This is a genomic window from Streptomyces sp. NPDC007189 (assembly GCF_040703635.1).
GTDB lineage: Bacteria > Actinomycetota > Actinomycetes > Streptomycetales > Streptomycetaceae > Streptomyces.
In genome coordinates this window covers 371,139-390,644 of the sequence record NZ_JBEYEY010000003.1, presented here as the reverse complement: position 1 = coordinate 390,644, position 19,506 = coordinate 371,139, and the positions used below count along the sequence as shown (strand labels likewise).

The following is a 19,506-nucleotide window of genomic DNA, read 5'->3' as shown; positions in this document are numbered from 1 at the left end:
AAGAATGATCACTGTGACCGAAGCAATCGCGACCCCGGGAGCCCTCAAGCGCCTCGCCGACGAGGGCGTGTCGATCTGGCTCGACGACCTGTCGCGGAAGCGGATCACCTCGGGCAGCCTCGCCGAGCTGGTGGCGAGCGGCAGCGCCGTCGGCGTCACGACGAACCCCTCGATCTTCCAGGCCGCCATCGGCTCGGGCGAGGGCTACGAGGAGCAGCTCACCGACCTCGCCGTGCGCGGGGTGACGGTGGACGAGGCGGTGCGCATGATGACGACCGCCGACGTGCGCGACGCCGCCGACGTCCTGCGTGAGGTGTACGACGCCACCGGCGGCCGCGACGGCCGGGTCTCCATCGAGGTCGACCCGCGCCTCGCCCACGACACGGCGGCCACCGTCGCCGAGGCCAAGCAGCTCGCCTGGCTGGTCGACCGCCCCAACGTGATGATCAAGATCCCTGCGACCAGGGCCGGCCTGCCGGCGATCACCGAAGTCGTCGGGCTCGGCATCAGCGTCAACGTGACCCTGATCTTCTCCCTGGAGCGCTACCGCGAGGTCATGGCCGCCTACCTGGCCGGCCTGGAGAAGGCCCGGGAGCGCGGCATCGGCCTCGCCGGCATCCACTCGGTGGCGTCCTTCTTCGTCTCCCGCGTCGACAGCGAGATCGACAAGCGGCTGACCGCCCTCGGCACCGGCGAGGCCCTCGCCCTCAAGGGCCGCGCGGCCCTCGCCAACGCCCGGCTCGCCTACGAGGCGTACGAGGAGGTGTTCGGCTCCGACCGCTGGCTGGCACTCGCCGGTTCCGGGGCGAACAAGCAGCGTCCGCTGTGGGCGTCCACCGGGGTGAAGGACCCCGCGTACAAGGACACTCTGTATGTGGACGAGCTGGTCGCGCCGGGCACGGTCAACACCATGCCGGAGGCCACGCTGAACGCCGTCGCCGACCACGGCGAGATCACCGGCGACACGGTGACCGGCGGTTATGCGCAGGCCCGCGCCGACCTGGCCGCCGTCGAACGGCTCGGCATCTCCTACGACGAGGTCGTCCAGCAGCTGGAGGACGAGGGCGTCGCCAAGTTCGAGGCCGCCTGGCAGGAACTGCTGGACGCCGTAGCGAAGCCCCTGAAGAGCAAGGGAGTTGACGCCCGATGACCGACAACGCACCCGCCGCCGAAGCGCCCGAGGTGCGGGTCCCGGTGGTCCCGGCCGCCGACTGGGAGAACCCGCTGCGCGACGCCCGCGACCGCCGCCTCCCCCGCATCGCCGGCCCGTCCGGCCTGGTCATCTTCGGCGTGACCGGCGACCTGTCCCGCAAGAAGCTGATGCCGGCCGTGTACGACCTCGCCAACCGGGGTCTGCTGCCGCCGGGCTTCTCCCTGGTCGGCTTCGCCCGGCGCGAGTGGGAGGACCAGGACTTCGCGCAGCTCGTGCACGACGCCGTGAAGGAGCACGCCCGCACCCCGTTCCGCGAGGAGGTGTGGCAGCAGCTCGCCGAGGGCATGCGGTTCATCCCCGGCGACTTCGACGACGACACCGCGTTCAAGCAGCTCAAGGACGCCGTGCAGGAGCTGGACGCCTCCCGCGGCACCGGCGGCAACTTCGCGTTCTACCTGTCGGTGCCGCCGAAGTTCTTCCCGAAGGTCGTCCAGCAGCTGAAGAAGCACGGCCTGGCGAACCCGCCCCGGGGCTCCTGGCGGCGCGCCGTCATCGAGAAGCCGTTCGGCCACGACCTGGCCAGCGCCCGCGAGCTGAACGCGATCGTGCACGAGGTGTTCGATCCGGAACAGGTGTTCCGCATCGACCACTACCTCGGCAAGGAGACCGTCCAGAACATCCTGGCGCTGCGCTTCGCCAACCAGATGTACGAGCCGGTCTGGAACCGGTCGTACGTCGACCACGTACAGATCACCATGGCCGAGGACATCGGCATCGGCGGCCGGGCCGGCTACTACGACGGCATCGGCGCCGCCCGCGACGTCATCCAGAACCACCTGCTGCAGCTGATGGCGCTGACCACCATGGAGGAGCCCATCGCGTTCGACGCGGAGGCGCTGCTCACCGAGAAGCTGAAGGTGCTCAAGTCGGTGCGGCTGCCCAAGGACCTGGGCCGCAGCACCGTGCGCGGCCAGTACGCGGAAGGCTGGCAGGGCGGCGAGAAGGTCGTCGGCTACCTCCAGGAGGAGGGCATCGACCCGCAGTCGAAGACCGACACCTTCGCCGCGATCAAGCTGGGCATCGACAACCGGCGTTGGGCGGGCGTCCCGTTCTACCTGCGCACCGGCAAGCGTCTGGGCCGCCGGGTCACGGAGATCGCGGTGGTCTTCAAGCGGGCCCCGCACTCCCCCTTCGACTCCACTGCGACCGAGGAGCTGGGCCAGAACGCGATCGTGATCCGCGTCCAGCCCGACGAGGGCATGACCGTCCGATTCGGCTCCAAGGTGCCGGGCACCTCGATGGAGATCCGGGACGTGTCCATGGACTTCGCCTACGGCGAGTCGTTCACCGAGTCCAGCCCGGAGGCGTACGAGCGGCTCATCCTGGACGTGCTGCTGGGCGACGCGAACCTGTTCCCCCGTCACCAGGAAGTGGAAGAGTCCTGGAAGATCCTCGACCCGATCGAGGAGTACTGGGCGGCGCACGGCAGGCCGGCGCAGTACGCGTCGGGCACCTGGGGACCGAAGGAAGCGGACGAGATGCTCGCACGAGACGGACGGAGCTGGCGCAGGCCATGAAGATCGACCTGACCGACACCACGGCAAGCAAGATCAACAAGGCGCTGGTGCAGGGCCGCCGGGCCATCGGCACCCCCGCCGTGGGCATGGTCCTGACGATGGTCATCGTCACGGACGAGGAGAACGCCTACGACTCGATCAAGGCCGCCGAGGAGGCCTCGCACGAGCACCCCTCGCGCACCCTGGTCGTCATCAAGCGGCACGCCCGCACCCTGCGCGACCGCACCCACTCCCGGCTGGACGCCGAGGTCCGGGTCGGCTCGGAGGCGGGCACCGGCGAGACGGTCGTGCTGCGCACCTACGGCGAGGTGTCCGACCACGCCGACTCGGTCGTGCTCCCGCTGCTGCTGCCGGACGCCCCGGTGGTCGTGTGGTGGCCCGTGGAGGCGCCCGAGGCCCCGTCCAAGGACCCGCTCGGCGCCCTCGCGCAGCGCAGGATCACCGACCTGTACGCCGTCGACCGGCCGCTGGAGGTCCTGCAGACCCGGGTGCGCAACTACGCGCCCGGCGACACCGACCTCGCCTGGACCCGGCTCACCCTGTGGCGGTCGATGCTGGCCGCCGCCCTGGACCAGGCCCGCGAGAAGGTGACGTCGGCGGCCGTGGAGGCCGAGGCGGACAACCCCAGCGCCGAGCTGCTCGCCCGCTGGCTGGAGGCGCGGCTGCGCCTTCCGGTCGACCGGGTGCCGTCCGCCGGACCGTTCGTCACGGCCGTGCGCCTGGGCACCGAGAACGGCGAGGTCGTCATCGACCGCCCCGAGGGGCCGCTCGCCACGCTCTCCCTGCCGGGCCAGCCGCCGCGCACGCTCGCCCTGAAGGTCCGCCCCACCTCCGAACTCATCGCCGAGGAGCTGCGCCGCCTCGACGCCGACGAGATGTACGCCGTCGCCCTCAAGGGCGAGGCCGCCAAGGAGAACGCCTGAGATGGCACAGTCCGAGTTGCCCCAGCTCACCGACCGGCCCGAATGGACGGCCCTCGCCGACCACCGCGGCCAGGGGAGGCCCCGCCTGCGCGACCTGTTCGCGGCGGACCCCGGCCGCGCCGAGCGGTACGCCGTACGGGTCGGCGACCTGTACATCGACTACAGCAAGCACCTGATCACCGACGAGACCCTGGCCCTGCTCCAGGAACTCGCCACCGCCACCGGCGTGTTCGCGCTGCGCGACGCCATGTTCCGCGGTGAGAAGATCAACGTCACCGAGGACCGGGCCGTGCTGCACACCGCCCTGCGCGCCCCGCGCGACGCGGTGATCGAGGTCGACGGCGAGAACGTCGTGCCGAAGGTGCACGCCGTCCTCGACAAGATGGCCGCCTTCGCCGAGCGGGTCCGCTCCGGCGAGTGGACCGGCCACACCGGCAAGCGGATCAGGAACGTCGTCAACATCGGCATCGGCGGCTCCGACCTCGGCCCCGCCATGGCCTACGAGGTGCTGCGACCGTACACCGCGCGCGAGCTGACGTTCCGGTTCGTGTCGAACGTCGACGGCGCCGACCTGCACGAGGCCACCCGCGACCTGGACCCGGCGGAGACGCTGTTCATCGTCGCGTCGAAGACGTTCACGACGATCGAGACGATCACGAACGCCACCTCGGCGCGCACCTGGCTGCTTCAGGCCTTCGACGGCGACGACAAGGCCGTGGCCAAGCACTTCGTGGCGCTGTCGACCAACGCCGGGAAGGTCACCGAGTTCGGCATCGACCCGGACAACATGTTCGAGTTCTGGGACTGGGTCGGGGGCCGGTACTCGTACGACTCCGCGATCGGCCTGTCGCTGATGATCGCCATCGGCCCGGACCGCTTCCGGGAGATGCTCGACGGCTTCCGGCTGATGGACGACCACTTCCGCACCGCCCCCGCCGAGGCCAACGCCCCTCTGATCCTCGGCCTGCTGGGCATCTGGTACGGCAACTTCCACGACGCCCAGTCGCACGCCGTGCTGCCGTACAGCCACTACCTGTCGAAATTCACCGCCTACCTCCAGCAGCTGGACATGGAGTCCAACGGCAAGTCGGTGCAGCGCGACGGCCGGCCGGTCGAGTGGCAGACGGGGCCCGTGGTGTGGGGCACGCCGGGCACCAACGGGCAGCACGCCTACTACCAGTTGATCCACCAGGGCACCAAGCTGATCCCCGCGGACTTCATCGGCTTCGCCCGGCCCGTCGGCGAGCTGAGCGGTGAACTCAAGGCGCAGCACGATCTGTTGATGGCGAACTTCTTCGCCCAGACCCAGGCCCTCGCCTTCGGCAAGAGCGCCGAGGAGGTCCGCGCGGAGGGCGTCCCGGAGGAGCAGGTGGCCCACCGCACCTTCCGCGGCGACCACCCCACCACCACGATCCTCGCCGGCTCGCTCACCCCGTCCGTGCTCGGCCAGCTGATCGCCCTCTACGAGCACAAGGTGTTCGTGCAGGGCGCGGTGTGGAACATCGACTCCTTCGACCAGTGGGGGGTCGAGCTGGGCAAGGTGCTGGCCAAGCGGGTCGAACCCGCCCTCACCGAAGGCGCGGACGTCCCCGGTCTGGACCCGTCCACCACGGCCCTCGTCGCCGCCTACCGCACTCTCAAGAACGCTCAGGAAGTGAACTGATCATGCAGCTCGGTCTCATCGGTCTCGGCAAGATGGGCGGCAACATGCGCGAGCGGGTCCGCCGCGCCGGCCACCACGTCATCGGCTTCGACCGCAACCCCGAGGTCTCCGACGTCAAGTCCCTCGCCGAACTGGTCGAGAAGCTCGAGGCGCCGCGCCATGTGTGGGTGATGGTCCCGGCCGGCACCGCCACGCAGACCGTCATCGACGAGCTGGGCGACCTGCTGGAGCCCGGCGACACGGTGATCGACGGCGGCAACTCCCGCTGGACGGACGACGAGAAGCACGCCGCCGCGCTCGGCATCAAGGGCATCGGCTTCGTCGACGCCGGTGTCTCCGGCGGTGTGTGGGGCCTGGAGAACGGCTACGCGCTGATGGTCGGCGGCGACAAGCAGCACGTGGAGCCGCTCCAGCCGATCTTCGACGCGCTCAAGCCGGAGGGCCCGTACGGCTATGTGCACGCGGGCCGGGTCGGCGCCGGTCACTTCTCCAAGATGGTCCACAACGGCATCGAGTACGCCATGATGCAGGCCTACGCCGAGGGCTGGGAACTGCTGGAGAAGGTCCACTCGGTGGAGAACGTCCGCGAGGTGTTCCGCTCCTGGCAGGAGGGCACCGTCATCCGCTCCTGGCTGCTCGACCTCGCGGTCAACGCCCTCGACGACGACGAGCACCTGGAGAAGCTGCGCGGCTACGCGGAGGACTCCGGCGAGGGCCGCTGGACGGTCGAGGCCGCCATCGACAACGCGGTCCCGCTGCCCGCGATCACCGCCTCCCTCTTCGCCCGCTTCGCCTCCCGGCAGGACGACTCGCCGCAGATGAAGATGGTCGCGGCGCTGCGCAACCAGTTCGGCGGCCACGCGGTCGAGAAGAAGGACTGACCCGCTGTGGGCGACCTCTTTCTGGTCCGCCACGGTGAGACGGAGTGGAGCAGGTCGGGACAGCACACCAGCTACACCGACCTGCCCCTGACCGGACAGGGCGAGGAACAGGCCAAGTCCCTCGCCCCGCTCCTCACCGGCCGGACCTACGCCCTGGCCCTGGCCAGCCCGCTGGGCCGCGCGCTGCGCACCGCCGAACTGGCGGGCCTCGTCGGGGTCGTGCCCGATCCCGACCTGCACGAGTGGGACTACGGCGGCTACGAGGGCATCACCACCGCCGAGATCCACCGCACCCGGCCCGGCTGGGACCTGTGGACCGACGGCGTGCCGCCCGGCCCCGACGGCCACCCCGGCGAGTCACCGCAGGAGGTCGGCGCCCGCGCGGACCGGGTGCTGGCCCGCGTGGCCCCGGCCCTCGCGGAGGGGGACGTGGTCCTCGTCGCCCACGCCCACTTCCTGCGCGTGCTCACCGCCCGCCGACTGGGCCTGCCGCCCGCCGAGGGCCGGCTCTTCCAGCTGGCCACGGGCACGGTCGGCCGGCTGTCCACCGAGCACGGCCACCCGGTGATCGCCGAGTGGAACAGACGCCCGTAACCGCCCTTGAATGCGGCCCGGTTCACCTCCGGTGGACCGGGCCGCGGTCGTACGGCGTCTCTTTCAGCGCCGTCCGGCGTGCTGGGCGGCCAGCCGGACCGGTGCGTTCGCGGCGCCGTAGCCCTGATGGCCGGGGTCGCGCTGGACGAGTTCGAAGAAGACCCGGCCGACGGTCGCGGTGTAGCAGTGGCGGAAGCCGCCGCCCGCGTCGCGGTCGTAGAGGATGCCCAGGTCGCGGTAGGTCTCCAGCTCCTCGTCGGGGAGGTCGTAGCGGGCGGCGAGGTCGTCGTAGTAGTTGGCCGGCACCGTCAGCAGGCAGCCGCCCGCGGCGCGGAAGGCGCGGGCGGCGGCGACCACGTCGTCGGTGGCGAGCGCGATGTGCGCCGCGTGCACGGTGTCGTCGGTGGGCGCCGCGCCGACGCCGAGGGCGATGCGGACGCTGCCGTCGGCGTTGGTGACCGCGCGGCTGCGCATCAGACCGTACGGGTCGGCGAGGTCGACGCTCTCCTGGGCGGTGAGGCCGAGGACGCTGCGGTGGAAGAGGGTGGCCTCGTCGAAGTGGTGCCAGGGCTGGGTGACGGCGAGATGATCGATGCGCGTGCGGGTCGCCGGGGGCGCCGGGGTGTCCGGCAGGTCGGCGAAATCGGCCCGCCAGTCGGGGAGTTCGGGGCGGCCGGTGGCGCAGAAGAACAGTTCCGTGCCGTCGGGGGCCGCGACGGCCTCCAGCGGGGCGTCCCCGGGGGCGCGGCGGCGCGGCAGGACGGGGGCGAGCAGCGCTTCCGCGCGGCGGGCCGCGCCGGCCGGGTCCGGTGACTCGAGACCGATCGCGGCGAGCCGGGTTCCCTCACGGCGGGCGGTGGCGGCGGTGTTGACCAGGACGCGGGCCTCATCGCGCTGCCACAGGTCGACGGGCTTGCCGCGGTGGCGGGCGGCGCGGGTGAAGCCGAGCGCCGTCAGCAGCGCGGTGACGGGTTCGGCGTCCGGGGTGAGGAGTTCGGCGAAGGCCACCCCGGTGGGCACGACCGCGGGCGGCAGTACGGCGGCGCCGGCGGCCTCCTGCAGGAGCAGCAGGGAGCGGTGGGCGTCGACGGCGGTGGAGCCGGCGTCGGCCTGCCGGAAGACGTCGTTGAACACCTCCAGCGACAGCGGGCCCTCGTACCCGGCGGCGAGGACGTGCCGCAGCAGCCCGGCGAGGTCGAAGCCGCCCTGGCCGGGGAAGCAGCGGTAGTGCCGGCTCCACTGCAGGACGTCCATGGCGAGCAGCGGGGCGTCGGCGAGCTGGAGGAAGAAGATCTTCTCGCCGGGGATGTCCTCGATGCCCTTGGGGTCGCAGCCGCGCGAGAGGATGTGGAAGCTGTCCAGGCAGACGCCGAGCGCCGGATGCCCGGCGGCCTCGACGATCCGCCACGCGTGCTCGTAGGTGCTGACGTGCCGTCCCCACGCGAGCGCCTCGTACGCCACCCGGATCCCGGACTCCTGGGCCAGATCGGCCAGTCGGGCGAGCTGGCCGGCCGCCCGTGCGTCGTCGTCCACGGCGTCCGGCGACACGCTGGAGCACACGAGGACGGTGTCCGCGCCGAGCCGGTTCATCAGCTCGAACTTGCGCCGGGCGCGCCGCAGGTTCCGGGCGAAGACGTCGTCCGGGACGGCCTCGATGTCGCGCATCGGCTGGTAGAGGTCGATGCTCAGCCCGAGGTCGGCGCAGCGGGCCCGGATCTCCTCGGGTGCGAGGGGGCAGGCGAGGAGGTCGTTCTCGAAGATCTCCACCCCGCCGAACCCGGCCCGCGCGGCGGCGGCGAGCTTCTCGGTGAGGGTGCCGCTCAGGGAGACGGTGGCGATGGAGGTGTGCATGCCTGTGCTCCTGGTCATCCGACGGCACTCCCCGCGCGCTCGACGCCCACCAGCTCCTCGAAGTCGTCCAGCATCCGGACGCTGTCCGGCTCCCTCCCCGTGAACAGCCGGAAGGCGTCCGCGGCCTGGAACACGGCCATCCCGCCGCCGCCCAGCACGGCGCAGCCCCGCGCGCGGGCGACCTTCAGCAGTTCCGTCTCCAAAGGCCGGTACACCACCTCGGCGACCCACAGTCCGGGACGCAGGAACCCGGCGGGCAGCGGCAGCCCGGGGTGCGCGGCCATACCGGTCGGCGTGGCGTGCACGAGCCCCCCGACGCCGTCGGCCTCGGCCAGCAGTCCGGGCAACCGGTCGACCGTCGCGGCCTCGGCCCGGCCCGGGCCCACGTGCCGTACCAGGGAATCGGCGAGGGCGGCGGCCCGCTCGGGCGCGGCGTCGACGATCGTGACCCGCTCCGCGCCCAGGGTGAGCACGGCGTGGGCGACGGCCGCGCCCGCGCCGCCCGCGCCGAGTTGCACGACCCGCTCCAGCGGGGCGTCGGGCAGACCGCGGGCGAAGGCCGCGGCGAAGCCGGTGACGTCGGTGTTGTGGCCGACGGCGCGGCCGCCGTCGAAGACGACGGTGTTGACCGCGCCGAGCGCCTCGGCCCGCGGGTCGAGCGCGTCGAGGTGGCCGATGACCAGCTGCTTGCAGGGGTGGGTGATGTTCAGCCCGTCGTAGCCGAGGTCGCGGGCCGCGCGGACGAGGTCGCCGACCGCCTGCGGCGCACGCCCGAGGACGTCGAGGTCGAGGAGCCGGTACAGGTAGCGCAGGCCTTGCCGGTCCGCCTCCCGCTGGTGCAGGGCGGGGCTGAGCGAGGGGCCGATCCCGGCCCCGATCAGCCCGACGAGATACGAGTCCTTGGCCACGTGGCCCTCCCGAGGCGGAGCTAATGTACGAACCAGTACGTTAGCTATATCAGCCGTACGGGCCGGCGCGGAAGACCCCGGCGGCCTCCGGCGCCCTGCTTCTACAATCACCGGCACGCACACCAGCGCACGTTCCCCGGCCCGAAGGACAGCGATGACCAGCGTCGAAGAACCGGTACGACCCGGGGGACGGGTGCGCGACGCCGCCCGGACCAAGGCCGAGATCCTCGACGTGGCCACGCAGGAGTTCGCGCGGGCCGGCTACGACGGCGCCCGCGTGGACGAGATAGCGGCCCGCACCCGCACCACCAAGCGGATGATCTACTACTACTTCGGCGGCAAGGAGCAGCTGTTCACGGCCGTGCTGGAGCGGGCGTACGGGGTGATCCGGGAGGCCGAGCAGCAGCTGGACGTCGAGCACCTGGACCCGGTCGCCGCGATCCGCCGGCTGGCCGAGCTGACCTTCGACCACCACGAGCGGCACCCGGACTTCATCCGCCTGGTCAGCATCGAGAACATCCACGGCGCCGAGCACATCGCGGCCTCCGAGAAGCTCGGGAGGATCGGCTCGCCGGCGCTGGAGGTGATCCGCCGGATCCTCACCGCGGGACAGGAGTCGGGGCTGTTCACGGCCGATGTGGACGCGGTCGACCTGCACGCGATGATCAGCTCGTTCTGCTTCTTCCGGGTCGCCAACCGGCACACCTTCGGCGCCCTGTTCGGCCGGGACCTGGTGGCCCCCGCCCAGCGGGAGCACTACCGGACCATGCTCGGCGACATGGTGATCGCCTACCTGACCGCGGAGCGGACGGCCGGCTGACACCCGGACACGCGTCGTTCGGACACGCGTCGTTCCACGGGGACTTCCGCACGGGCTCTTGACAGCGGGGAAACACGCGCGCAACATCCCACCCACCACGACTAACTATCCAGTGGGTTAATTAGCTGCCGAGATCCGGCCCTCGCCCGCTCCCGCCTCTCGTCGCTCACCGCACCCTTCCGTAGGGTGGGGTTCCCCCGAAGGAGCACCGCCGTGTCCGTCCCCACGCCCGCGCCAGCCGCCGACGCCCCTCCCGGCCAGCCCTGGAAGGCGGCGACGGCCGCCTGGATCGGCAGCGCCCTGGAGTACTACGACTTCTTCGTCTACGGCAGCGCCGCCGCCCTGATCTTCCCGAAGGTGTTCTTCGACTCCTCCGACCCGGCGACCGCGACCCTGCTGTCGCTCGCCACCTTCGGCGTCGCCTACGCCGCCCGGCCGCTGGGCGCGCTGGTCCTCGGGCACGTCGGCGACCGGCTCGGCCGCAAGAAGATCATGGTGTTCACGCTGCTCCTGATGGGCCTGTCGACCTTCCTGATCGGCTGTCTGCCCACCCGCGCCCAGGCCGGCTCGCTCGCGCCGGTGCTGCTCGTGCTCTGCCGTGTGCTGCAGGGCATATCGGCGGCCGGCGAGCAGGCGAGCGCGAGTTCCATGAGCCTGGAGCACGCGCCGCCGGACCGGCGCGGCTTCTTCACCAGTTTCACGCTCAGCGGCACCCAGGGCGGCCAGCTCATCGCCACGCTCGTCTTCATCCCCGTCTCCCGGCTTCCGGAGGACCAGCTGCTGTCCTGGGGCTGGCGGCTGCCGTTCTGGCTGAGCGTGGCGGTCGCCGTCGTGGGTTACGTCATCCGGCGCCGGCTGCGCGAGACCCCCGCCTTCGCCCGGCAGGCGGCACGCGAGGGCGTGGTCCGGCTGCCGCTCGTGGTGCTGCTGCGGGAGCACTGGGCGGACGTGCTGCGGGTGATCGCGGGCGCGCTGATCGCCTCGGTCAGCACGGTGTTCACGGTGTGGGCGCTGGCGTACGCCACCAGCGACGCGGTCGGCATGTCCCGTACGTTCATGCTGTGGGTGGGGGCGCTGGCCAACGTGGCCGCGCTGGCCGCGATCCCGCTGTGGGCCACGCTGTCGGACCGGATCGGGCGCCGGCCGGTGTTCCTGGCCGGCGCGGTGGGCAGCGCGGCCGCGATGGCCGGGTATCTGTGGGCGATCTCCACCGGCTCCCGCCCGCTGACCCTCGTCCTCGGGATCGTCGCCTTCGGTCTCGTCTACAGCGCCGCGAACGGAGTGTGGCCCGCCTTCTACGGCGAGATGTTCGCGACCCGGGTCCGGCTGTCGGGCGTGGCCGTCGGCACGCAGATCGGCTTCGCGGTGGCCGGGTTCGCGGTCACCTTCGCCGCCGAGATCGCCGGTCCGGCCGGCGACGACTGGTCGGCGGTGGCCCTGTTCACGGCCGCCCTGTGCCTCCCACCGGCCCTGGCCGCCCTCACCGCCCGCGAGACGCACCGGGTCCCGACGGAACTGCTCGGCGAGCGGACAGACCGGCAAAACGCGGGCGCGGAGCGGGTCACGGCCTGAGACACGGGCGGATCTGGGTGCCGGGGCAGCTACGGCCGTAGGTGGCGGGGCGCCACGGCCGTGCGGGCCAGGGCTGCGCCCGGCGACGGCCACGCAGCCCCACGGCGCTGCACCATGGCAAACGCCCCGCCGCTCGAAAGCGACAGGGGTTGTGAACACGAGGCTGCTGATGCCGCGGGTGCCGGGACTGCTCCGGCCGTGAGTGGGAGGCTGCTACGGCCGTGGGTGGCGGGGCTCGTACAGGGCCAGTTCGCCGCCGCCCGGCAGGCGCAGGGCCGTCACCCGGCCCCAGCGGGCCTCCTCGACCGGGCGGGTGAACTCCACTCCGCGCTCGGCGAGTAGCCGCTGTGTCGCGTCCAGGTCGTCGCACATCAGCATCAGCTCGTGCGAAGGCTCACCGTCCGTGGGGTGTACGGCCGCCTCGGTGGGCGGCGCCTGGAAGATCAGCCATCCGTGGCCCGCGTCGACGTGCGCCCATCCGAGGGTGTCGCGCAGGAAGGCGCGGTCGGCCTCCGCGTCCCGGCTGTAGAGCACCACATGTGCACCGTTGATCACGCGCGGAGGCTAGTGCGGCGAGCGGGCCCGGGCAAGCACCGGCGCCACACCGGCCGCCCCGGGAGCGGGATACCCATCAGGAGCGTCACTCCGGCGGCCCCCGCCCCTGCCGGCGCAGCCCGACCCGTACCGCGCTCGTGAGCACTCGTACGGCCACGCCCGCGAGCAGCACACCGCAGGCCATCTGGCACATCGCCAGCACCCTGCCCGTCTGGGAGACCGGGGTGATGTCGCCGAAGCCGACCGTGGTGAACGTGCTGAGGGTGAAGTACAGCGCGTCGGTTCTGGTCAGGTGCGTGGTGAAGGAGCCCGGCGCGGTGCGTTCGAGCAGGTAGTAGCCGCTCGCGAAGAGGACCAGATACAGCACGGCCGTGACGGCCACGGCCTCGACGGCCTTCAGCCGCGGCCTGGACGACCGGATGATGAGCCGTACCTCCCACCCGAAGAACACGCCGAGCGCCAGCAGGCCGCCGACGAGGATCAGCGCGGTGACGCCCGCGCCGTGCCAGTCCAGCGGCAGCAGGTAGTACGCGGCGACGAGAGCCGCCGCGACACCGACCGACCGAGTGACGGACACGGCCACGGCACCGGGCCCCGGCCGACCCGGACGCGACACCGGCCGCGGCGGGGCCGGGTGCTTCCCGGCAGCCCCTGGATCGGTCATCCGCGCCTCTTCGTCCACTCCGCCGGGGCCACCGGCGGCCCTCGGCACCTACCCCCATCGTCGGCGTTCCGCCGTGCCGCGGTGCGCGCGCTGCTCCAGGTGGAGGAGCCGGAGGACGACATGCCGGGCAGGCGATCACCCGTAGGAGGGATCACCGGGCCGGGGCCACCGCCGCGTCGAGCAGGGGGCCGAGTTCCCGTACGGCCGTGGTCAGGGGCCGTACGTCCTGTTCGGCGCGGGCCATCAGGATCGCGCCCTCCAGGGTGCTGATCATCAGCGTGGCCAGGGACTCGGCGCGGGCTTCGGGCACGCCCATGCCGGTCAGCGCCTCGGCGAGCGGGGTGCGCCAGGTGGTGAAGGCGGCGGCCGCGGCCTCGCGGGTCGTGCCGCCGGCCGAGGCGCAGTCGACGGTGGCGGCGGCGACCGGGCAGCCGGTCGCGAAGCCGCGCGCCGCGTACTCGTCGGTCCACTGCGCGACCATCGCCGCGAACAGACCGCTCGGCGTCGGCTCCTCGAGCCCCGCGAGGAAGCGTGCGATGCGCTTGCCGGCGTACCGGCCGGCCCAGCCGACCGCCTCGTTGACCAGTTGTTCCTTCCCGCCCGGGAAGTAGTGCTGGAGCGAGCCGCGCGGTGCGCCCGCATGTGCGGCGACCTCGCGCATGCCGGTCGCGGCGACGCCGTCGCGCCGGATGAGCTGGGCCGCGCTGAAGACCATCCGCTCCCGCGGCCCGTGTCGCGCCTCGCCCATCGCCGCCCTCCGATTCGTCTCGCACCACTCTATGACCGGCGTCATAACGACCGCTACTATGACAGCGGTCATAACGAGTCCCGGAACGAAGGACGGTCGCCGTGAACGTCGGTTTCATCGGTCTCGGAGTGATGGGCCGCCCCATGGCACAGCGCCTGGCGTCCGCCGGCACTCCTCTTGTGGTCTGGAACCGCACCCGGGAGCGCGCCGCGCCGCTGAGGGCGGCCGGGGCGAGGCTCGCCGCGGACGTCGACGAGGTGTTCGCCGCGGCGGGGGTCGTCCTGCTGATGCTCGCGGACGAGACCGCCGTCGACACCGTCCTCGGCCGCGGAACACCGGCGCTGGCGGCACGCGTCGCGGGGCGCACCGTCGTCCACATGGGCACCACCTCCCCCGAGTACTCCCACGCCTTGGAGACCGACGTCCGCGCGGCCGGCGGCCGGTACGTCGAGGCGCCCGTCTCCGGGTCCCGGGTGCCGGCGGAGGAGGGGCAGCTGGTGGCGATGCTCGCCGGGGAGCGGGACGCGGTGGACGCCGTACGGCCGCTGCTCGCGCCGATGTGCCGGGAGACCTTCGTGTGCGGCCCGGCGCCGAGCGCGCTGCTGATGAAGCTGGCCGTGAACCTCTTTCTGATCACCCAGGTGACCGGGCTGACGGAGGCGTTCCACTTCGCCGAGCGGCAGGCCCTGGACCGGCGGCTGTTCCTGGACGTCCTCGACGCGGGCCCCATGGCCAGCGGCGTGTCCCGGATGAAGGCGCCGAAGCTGTTCGACCGGGACTTCTCGGTGCAGGCGGCCGCGCTGGACGTCCTGAAGAACAACCGGCTCATCGCCGAGGCGGCCCGCAAGGCGCAGCTGGCCTCACCGCTGCTCGACGTGTGCCACACCCTGTTCGAGGAGACGGTGGCGCAGGGGCACGGCGACCAGGACATGGTCGCCGTCCTGCAGGCCATCGAGACGCGGACCGCCGGGGCGTCGTAACCGGGAGCCGGGGCGGGTCAGCGCTTCTGAACCGGGAGCCGGGGCGGGTCAGCGCTTCGGAATGCCGTACACCCTCTCGACGTGCAGCCGGGCCACCAGGCGGCGGTCGCGGACCATGGCCGCCCGGTAGTCGTCCCAGTCCGGGTGTTCCCCCTGGACGTCCCGGTAGAGGCGGATCAGTTCCTCGACGGTGTCGTCGTGCGGGTCCTCGGCGACCGGGGAGAGGTCGGCCGTGCCCTCGGCGACGGTGTACGCCCAGCGGTCGGCGCTGGTGACGTGGTAGGAGGCGCGGGGGTCGCGGCGGAGGTTGCGGGTCTTGGCGCGGTCGTCGGTGACGGAGATCCGGATGACGCGCTCGTCGGGGTAGTACGCGTGGGAGACGTTGGACAGCTGCGGGCGGCCGTCACGCTTGAGGGTGACCAGGATGCCGGCGTGGCCTTCGGAGAGCAGTCCGAGCAGCGCGTCCTGCGCGGGTGCCGAGGTGTCTTCGCTCATGGCACGGTCAACTCCCCGGATCAGGCCCCGCATTCCCTCACACCGGCCGGCGGACGGTGTCCACTTCCGCAGGCGCGCTGCAGCAGACCGCGCTGACGTCGGCCCGGCCGTGGGAGTGGCCACGGCGACCGCGCTCATGGGCGCCGCCGGAACCGGCCCGGCCCTGCTCGCCCTGGCGTCCGCCGCGGCACTGGGCGTGCCCTTGTCCCGCACGCCGCCGAAGCCCGAGAACGACGAGGCGGTACCGGGGACCGACGCCTTGCCCGGTGCAGGTCACCACGCCTTGCCCGGCGCAGATCACCACCGCACACCGACCGGCGCCGACGGCGACGAGCCCCCCGCCCGGCCCCCACGGCCACGGCCCACTGCCGCCCCAGACCGGCGACGGCCCACCGCCCGGGGCCGGTGCCCACCGCCTGCGGCCACAAGCCACGAGGACCGCACGCCGACCAACCCGCCACAGCCACCGCCCGCTCCCGCCCCGGACCGGCGACGGCCCACCGCCCGATACCGATCAGCACCGCACGTCGACCGGTACGAGCGCCTAGGAACCTCTGTCCGACCTCAGGGCTCGGGGCGGCCGAAGGCGTCGTGTCGATCACAAAAGGCGCTGATGAGCGGGTGCGTGACGGTGTTTCTGGGTGACGATGGAGCAGCGGATGCGTTCCGGCGGGATGCCGGGGGCGTCGCGGACGAGCGACCGGAGGAGAGCGATGGCACGGCTGCGGCAGGAAGTCGACCCGGCTGAGGCGGGGCTGGACGAGAAGGCGCTGGACCGGCTGGACCGGTATGCCACCCGCCTCGTCGACGACGGGCGGCTGCCCGGCTTTCTGGTGGCCCTGGCGCGCGACGGCCGGATCGCCCACCTCACCACCTACGGCCGGCGCGACGTCGCGGCCGGGCTGCCGGTCGAGGCGGACACGCTGTGGCGGATCTACTCCATGACCAAGCCGGTGACCGCCGTCGCCGTGCTGCTGCTGGTGGAGGAGGGCCGACTGTCCCTGGACGACCCGCTCGACCGCCACCTGCCCGCGTTCGCCGGCCCCCGGGTGTACGTGGACGGATCGGGCGCGGACATGCGCACCCGCCCGGCCGACGGACCGATCCTGATCCGGCATCTGCTCACCCACACCGCGGGCATGACCTTCGGCTTCTACCACCGGCATCCTGTCGACGCCCTCTACCGCGACTCCGGCCTGGAGTACTCGGTGCCGCCCGGCGCCGATCTGACGGAGACCACCGAGGTCTACGCGCGGATGCCGCTGCAGTTCGAGCCGGGCACGCGGTGGAACTACTCGGTCGCCTCGAACGTGCTGGGCCGGGTCGTCGAGGTGGTGTCGGGTCAGCCGCTGGACGCGTTCTTCGCCGAGCGGATCCTGCGTCCGCTCGGCATGGCCGACACCGGTTTCCACATCGAGCCCGGACCGTCCGAACAGTCGGGCAGGCTCGCCGAGTTGTACGGGGAGACGGACGACGGCGGCATCCAGCCGGTGCCGGGACTGCCGGTGCACGGCCGGCCGAGGTTCCTGTCCGGCAGCGGCGGCCTGGTCTCCTCGGCGTACGACTTCCACCGGTTCATGGAGATGCTGCGCCGGGGCGGCGAACTCGACGGCGTACGGCTGCTGTCCGCGGACACCGTCGGCCTGATGACCCGCAACCAGCTGCCCGGCGACGCGACACTGCGGTCCTTCGGCGCGCCGGTCCACCAGGAACCCGGCAACGACGGACTCGGCTTCGGCTTCAACGTCTCGGTGGTCACCGACCCCTCCCGCACCCTGGCCCCCTCCAGCCCCGGCACCTACGGCTGGACCGGCGCGGCCACGACCGCGTTCTGGGTCGATCCGGCCCATGAGCTGACGGTGCAGTTCATGACGCAGGTGCGCCCGAAGACGCTGAAGGTCTTCCCCGAACTGCGGCGGCTGGTGCACGAGGCCCTGCGGGACTGACCGCGCAGCGCCCGCCGCCCGTGGGGGAGGCGGCGGGCGCTGCGGTCAACGGTCGCTCAGGAGCCGTGGGCGACGGCGTCCAGGTGGGGCAGGATGTGGTCCAGCCGCTCCCGCTTGGTCCGCAGATACGTGATGTTGCTCTCGCACGGCTCGATCAGCAGCGGCACCCGCTCGGCGACCTGGATGCCGTGCCGGACCAGCGCCTCCCGCTTGCGCGGGTTGTTGGACATCAGGCGGACCGAGCGCACCCCGAGGTCGTGCAGGATCTCGGCGGCGATGCCGTAGTCGCGGGCGTCGACGGGCAGGCCGAGCGCGAGGTTCGCCTCCACCGTGTCCAGGCCCTCCGCCTGCAGGGCCATCGCACGCAGTTTGGCGAGCAGTCCGATGCCGCGGCCCTCGTGGCCTCTCAAGTAGACGACGATGCCGCTGCCTTCGGCGACGACGGCGCGCAGCGCGGAGGCCAGCTGGTCGCCGCACTCGCAGTGCCGGGATCCGAACGCGTCGCCGGTGAGGCATTCGGAGTGCAGCCGGGTCAGCACGTTCTCGGTGCCGATCTCGCCGTACACCAGGGCCACTTGCTCGTCACCGCGGTCGTGGTCCAGGTAGCCGATCGCCTGGAATTCGCCGTACACGGTGGGCAGCGGTGCATTCACGACGCGTTCCGCGCCCGAACGCCGCGGGGACTTCTTGCCGAGTACGCCCATGTTGACGCCGGTGTTTTCTGTCATGATCTGATTCCTAAGCAGAGACGAAAGGCCATGAAAAGATGAGTGGTTCGGGCGCGCGTCCGGAGGCATGCGAGGTGGCGTACGACGTGGCCTGCGGCGTGCTGCCGACGGACACCACGGAAGACGTACGGACCCGGGGGGCGGAGGTGTCAGCACAGGTCGCCGTCCTTCCCGTCGGCAGTTTCGAACAGCACGGCCCGTACCTTCCGCTGGCGACCGACACGCTCGTCGCCTGCACCGTGGCGCGGGAGATCGCCGCCGCGTACCCGGTGCACCTCCTTCCTCCGGTGACGGTCTCCTGCTCGCACGAGCACGCGGACTGGCCGGGGACCGTCAGCATCTCCTCCGTGACCCTCCATGCGGTGGTCCGTGACATCGCGGCGTCGCTGCGCCGCTCGGGCGTCGAGGCGCTGGTCGTGGTCAACGGGCACGGCGGGAACTACGTCCTGGGCAACGTCGTCCAGGAGGCCTCCGCGCGCGGTGAGCGGATGGCGCTGTTCCCGGCCGCGGAGGACTGGGAGACGGCGCGGGAGCGGGCGGGGGTGCGGACATCGCTGCTCACCGACATGCACGCGGGGGAAATCGAGACCTCGATTCTGCTGCACGCTCATCCCGAATTCGTCCGCCCTGGTTACGAGTCCGCCGATTTCACCGCTGACGACCGTCGTCATCTGCTCACCGTGGGAATGTCCGCCTACACCGAATCGGGCGTCATCGGCCGTCCTTCCCTGGGGTCCGCGGAAAAGGGGAAGGAACTCCTCGCGAGCCTGACGGAATCCTTCGAGCCGTATTTCACGCTGCTCACGTCGGCGGAGGGCCGCGGGTAGCCGGACGCGGGGGCGCGGGTGACTCTGGTCGGGGAGGCGTCACCTGGGGCAGTTGGGGGGCTGCCCGCAGGGGTGCGCGGGGTGCCGTCGGTCGGGGTGATCGAGGCGTCATCCGCCGGGGTGGCAGGGGCGGTGTCCGCGCGGGCGGCAAGGCCGGTGTCCGCGCGAGCGGCAGGGGCCCTGTCCGCCGGGGTGGCCCGAGGACCGTCCGCCCGGCCGGCAGAGGCCAAGTCCGCGCGGGCGGCAAGGCCCCTGTGCGCCGGGGGGGTCCGAGGACCGTCCGCCCGGGTGGCAGAGGCCAAGTCGGCGCGGGCGGCAGGGCCGGCGTCCACGGGAGCGGCAGGGGCCCTGTCCGCCGGGGTGGCCCGAGGACCGTCCGCCCGGCCGGCAGAGGCCAAGTCGGCGCGGGCGGCAGGGCCGGCGTCCGCAGGAGCGGCAGGGGCCCTGTCCGCCGGGGTGGCCCGAGGACCGTCCGCCCGGCCGGCAGAGGCCGTGTCCACGCGAGCGGCAGGGCCGGCGTCCACGGGAGCGGCAGGGGCCCTGTCCGCCGGGGTGGCCCGAGGACCGTCCGCCCGGCCGGCAGAGGCCGTGTCCACGCGAGCGGCAGGGCCGGCGTCCACG

General features: G+C 72.3%; 18 protein-coding genes. 11 read left to right on the top strand and 7 right to left on the bottom strand.

The window, feature by feature from the left end; genetic code table 11:
* Positions 1-4: 4 nt before the first annotated feature.
* Genes tal through AB0950_RS07835 form a run of 6 tightly spaced genes read left to right on the top strand, consistent with a single transcriptional unit; the run spans position 5 to position 6,791 of the window.
* On the top strand, positions 5-1,150 hold the full coding sequence (gene tal / locus AB0950_RS07860) for a transaldolase (protein ID WP_366778077.1): 1,146 nt from the start codon (positions 5-7) through the stop codon (positions 1,148-1,150).
* A complete protein-coding gene (gene zwf / locus AB0950_RS07855; protein WP_360157018.1) occupies positions 1,147-2,730 on the top strand; it encodes a glucose-6-phosphate dehydrogenase in 1,584 nt (527 codons plus the stop codon). The genes tal and zwf overlap by 4 nt, the downstream gene beginning before the upstream one ends.
* Positions 2,727-3,653, top strand: coding sequence for a glucose-6-phosphate dehydrogenase assembly protein OpcA (gene opcA, locus AB0950_RS07850; RefSeq protein WP_360157021.1), 927 nt, complete (start codon positions 2,727-2,729; stop codon positions 3,651-3,653). Before zwf ends, opcA begins: the two co-directional genes overlap by 4 nt.
* Before the next feature lies 1 nt (position 3,654).
* Positions 3,655-5,316 (top strand): glucose-6-phosphate isomerase, encoded by a 1,662-nt coding sequence (pgi, locus tag AB0950_RS07845; RefSeq protein WP_360574285.1) that lies wholly within the window; start codon positions 3,655-3,657, stop codon positions 5,314-5,316.
* 2 nt (positions 5,317-5,318) lie between these two features.
* Positions 5,319-6,197 carry a phosphogluconate dehydrogenase (NAD(+)-dependent, decarboxylating) gene (gene gnd, locus AB0950_RS07840; protein ID WP_360157027.1) on the top strand — a complete coding sequence of 293 codons (879 nt, stop codon included), beginning with the start codon at positions 5,319-5,321 and terminating at the stop codon, positions 6,195-6,197.
* 6 nt (positions 6,198-6,203) lie between these two features.
* Complete coding sequence (locus AB0950_RS07835) at positions 6,204-6,791, top strand: histidine phosphatase family protein (protein ID WP_360574287.1); 588 nt, start codon at positions 6,204-6,206, stop codon at positions 6,789-6,791.
* Positions 6,792-6,854: 63 nt separating this feature from the next.
* Here AB0950_RS07835 and AB0950_RS07830 read toward each other — a convergent pair whose 3' ends face one another.
* Together AB0950_RS07830 and AB0950_RS07825 are read right to left on the bottom strand one after the other, a co-directional pair.
* The gene (locus tag AB0950_RS07830) at positions 6,855-8,642 is read right to left on the bottom strand and encodes a TIM barrel protein (protein WP_366778178.1); all 1,788 of its coding nucleotides are present in this window, start codon (positions 8,640-8,642) and stop codon (positions 6,855-6,857) included.
* A gap of 14 nt (positions 8,643-8,656) precedes the next feature.
* Complete coding sequence (locus AB0950_RS07825; RefSeq protein WP_366778076.1) at positions 8,657-9,550, bottom strand: shikimate dehydrogenase; 894 nt, start codon at positions 9,548-9,550, stop codon at positions 8,657-8,659.
* Positions 9,551-9,704: 154 nt separating this feature from the next.
* Between AB0950_RS07825 and AB0950_RS07820 the strand changes: the two genes are divergently transcribed.
* Both AB0950_RS07820 and AB0950_RS07815 read left to right on the top strand, forming a co-directional pair.
* The gene (locus tag AB0950_RS07820) at positions 9,705-10,370 is read left to right on the top strand and encodes a TetR/AcrR family transcriptional regulator (RefSeq protein ID WP_360157039.1); all 666 of its coding nucleotides are present in this window, start codon (positions 9,705-9,707) and stop codon (positions 10,368-10,370) included.
* Between the two features lie 213 nt (positions 10,371-10,583).
* The gene (locus tag AB0950_RS07815) at positions 10,584-11,942 is read left to right on the top strand and encodes an MFS transporter (RefSeq protein ID WP_360157042.1); all 1,359 of its coding nucleotides are present in this window, start codon (positions 10,584-10,586) and stop codon (positions 11,940-11,942) included.
* A 213-nt stretch (positions 11,943-12,155) separates the two neighbouring features.
* On the opposite strand, the gene AB0950_RS07810 is transcribed toward AB0950_RS07815, so the two are convergent.
* The 3 genes from AB0950_RS07810 to AB0950_RS07800 form a co-directional block, all read right to left on the bottom strand.
* Entirely contained in the window at positions 12,156-12,497 is a 342-nt protein-coding gene (locus AB0950_RS07810; protein ID WP_360574293.1) for a VOC family protein, read from the bottom strand.
* A gap of 85 nt (positions 12,498-12,582) precedes the next feature.
* A complete protein-coding gene (locus tag AB0950_RS07805) occupies positions 12,583-13,074 on the bottom strand; it encodes a potassium channel family protein (protein ID WP_360157048.1) in 492 nt (163 codons plus the stop codon).
* A gap of 238 nt (positions 13,075-13,312) precedes the next feature.
* Complete coding sequence (locus AB0950_RS07800; RefSeq protein ID WP_366778075.1) at positions 13,313-13,909, bottom strand: TetR/AcrR family transcriptional regulator; 597 nt, start codon at positions 13,907-13,909, stop codon at positions 13,313-13,315.
* Between the two features lie 101 nt (positions 13,910-14,010).
* Between AB0950_RS07800 and AB0950_RS07795 the strand changes: the two genes are divergently transcribed.
* Positions 14,011-14,889, top strand: coding sequence for an NAD(P)-dependent oxidoreductase (locus tag AB0950_RS07795; protein WP_366778074.1), 879 nt, complete (start codon positions 14,011-14,013; stop codon positions 14,887-14,889).
* 48 nt (positions 14,890-14,937) lie between these two features.
* Here the strand turns inward: AB0950_RS07795 and AB0950_RS07790 are convergent, their stop codons facing one another.
* The gene (locus AB0950_RS07790; protein WP_360574299.1) at positions 14,938-15,384 is read right to left on the bottom strand and encodes a PPOX class F420-dependent oxidoreductase; all 447 of its coding nucleotides are present in this window, start codon (positions 15,382-15,384) and stop codon (positions 14,938-14,940) included.
* Positions 15,385-16,097: 713 nt separating this feature from the next.
* On the opposite strand from AB0950_RS07790, the gene AB0950_RS07785 reads away from it, so the two are divergent.
* The gene (locus AB0950_RS07785) at positions 16,098-17,330 is read left to right on the top strand and encodes a serine hydrolase domain-containing protein (protein WP_366778073.1); all 1,233 of its coding nucleotides are present in this window, start codon (positions 16,098-16,100) and stop codon (positions 17,328-17,330) included.
* A 56-nt stretch (positions 17,331-17,386) separates the two neighbouring features.
* On the opposite strand, the gene ribA is transcribed toward AB0950_RS07785, so the two are convergent.
* A complete protein-coding gene (gene ribA / locus AB0950_RS07780) occupies positions 17,387-18,058 on the bottom strand; it encodes a GTP cyclohydrolase II (protein WP_330336766.1) in 672 nt (223 codons plus the stop codon).
* A 38-nt stretch (positions 18,059-18,096) separates the two neighbouring features.
* Here ribA and AB0950_RS07775 point away from each other — a divergent pair, with 38 nt between their 5' ends.
* Positions 18,097-18,885: a creatininase family protein gene (locus AB0950_RS07775; protein WP_366778071.1), complete on the top strand. Its 789-nt coding sequence runs from the start codon at positions 18,097-18,099 to the stop codon at positions 18,883-18,885.
* Positions 18,886-19,506 lie beyond the last annotated feature (621 nt).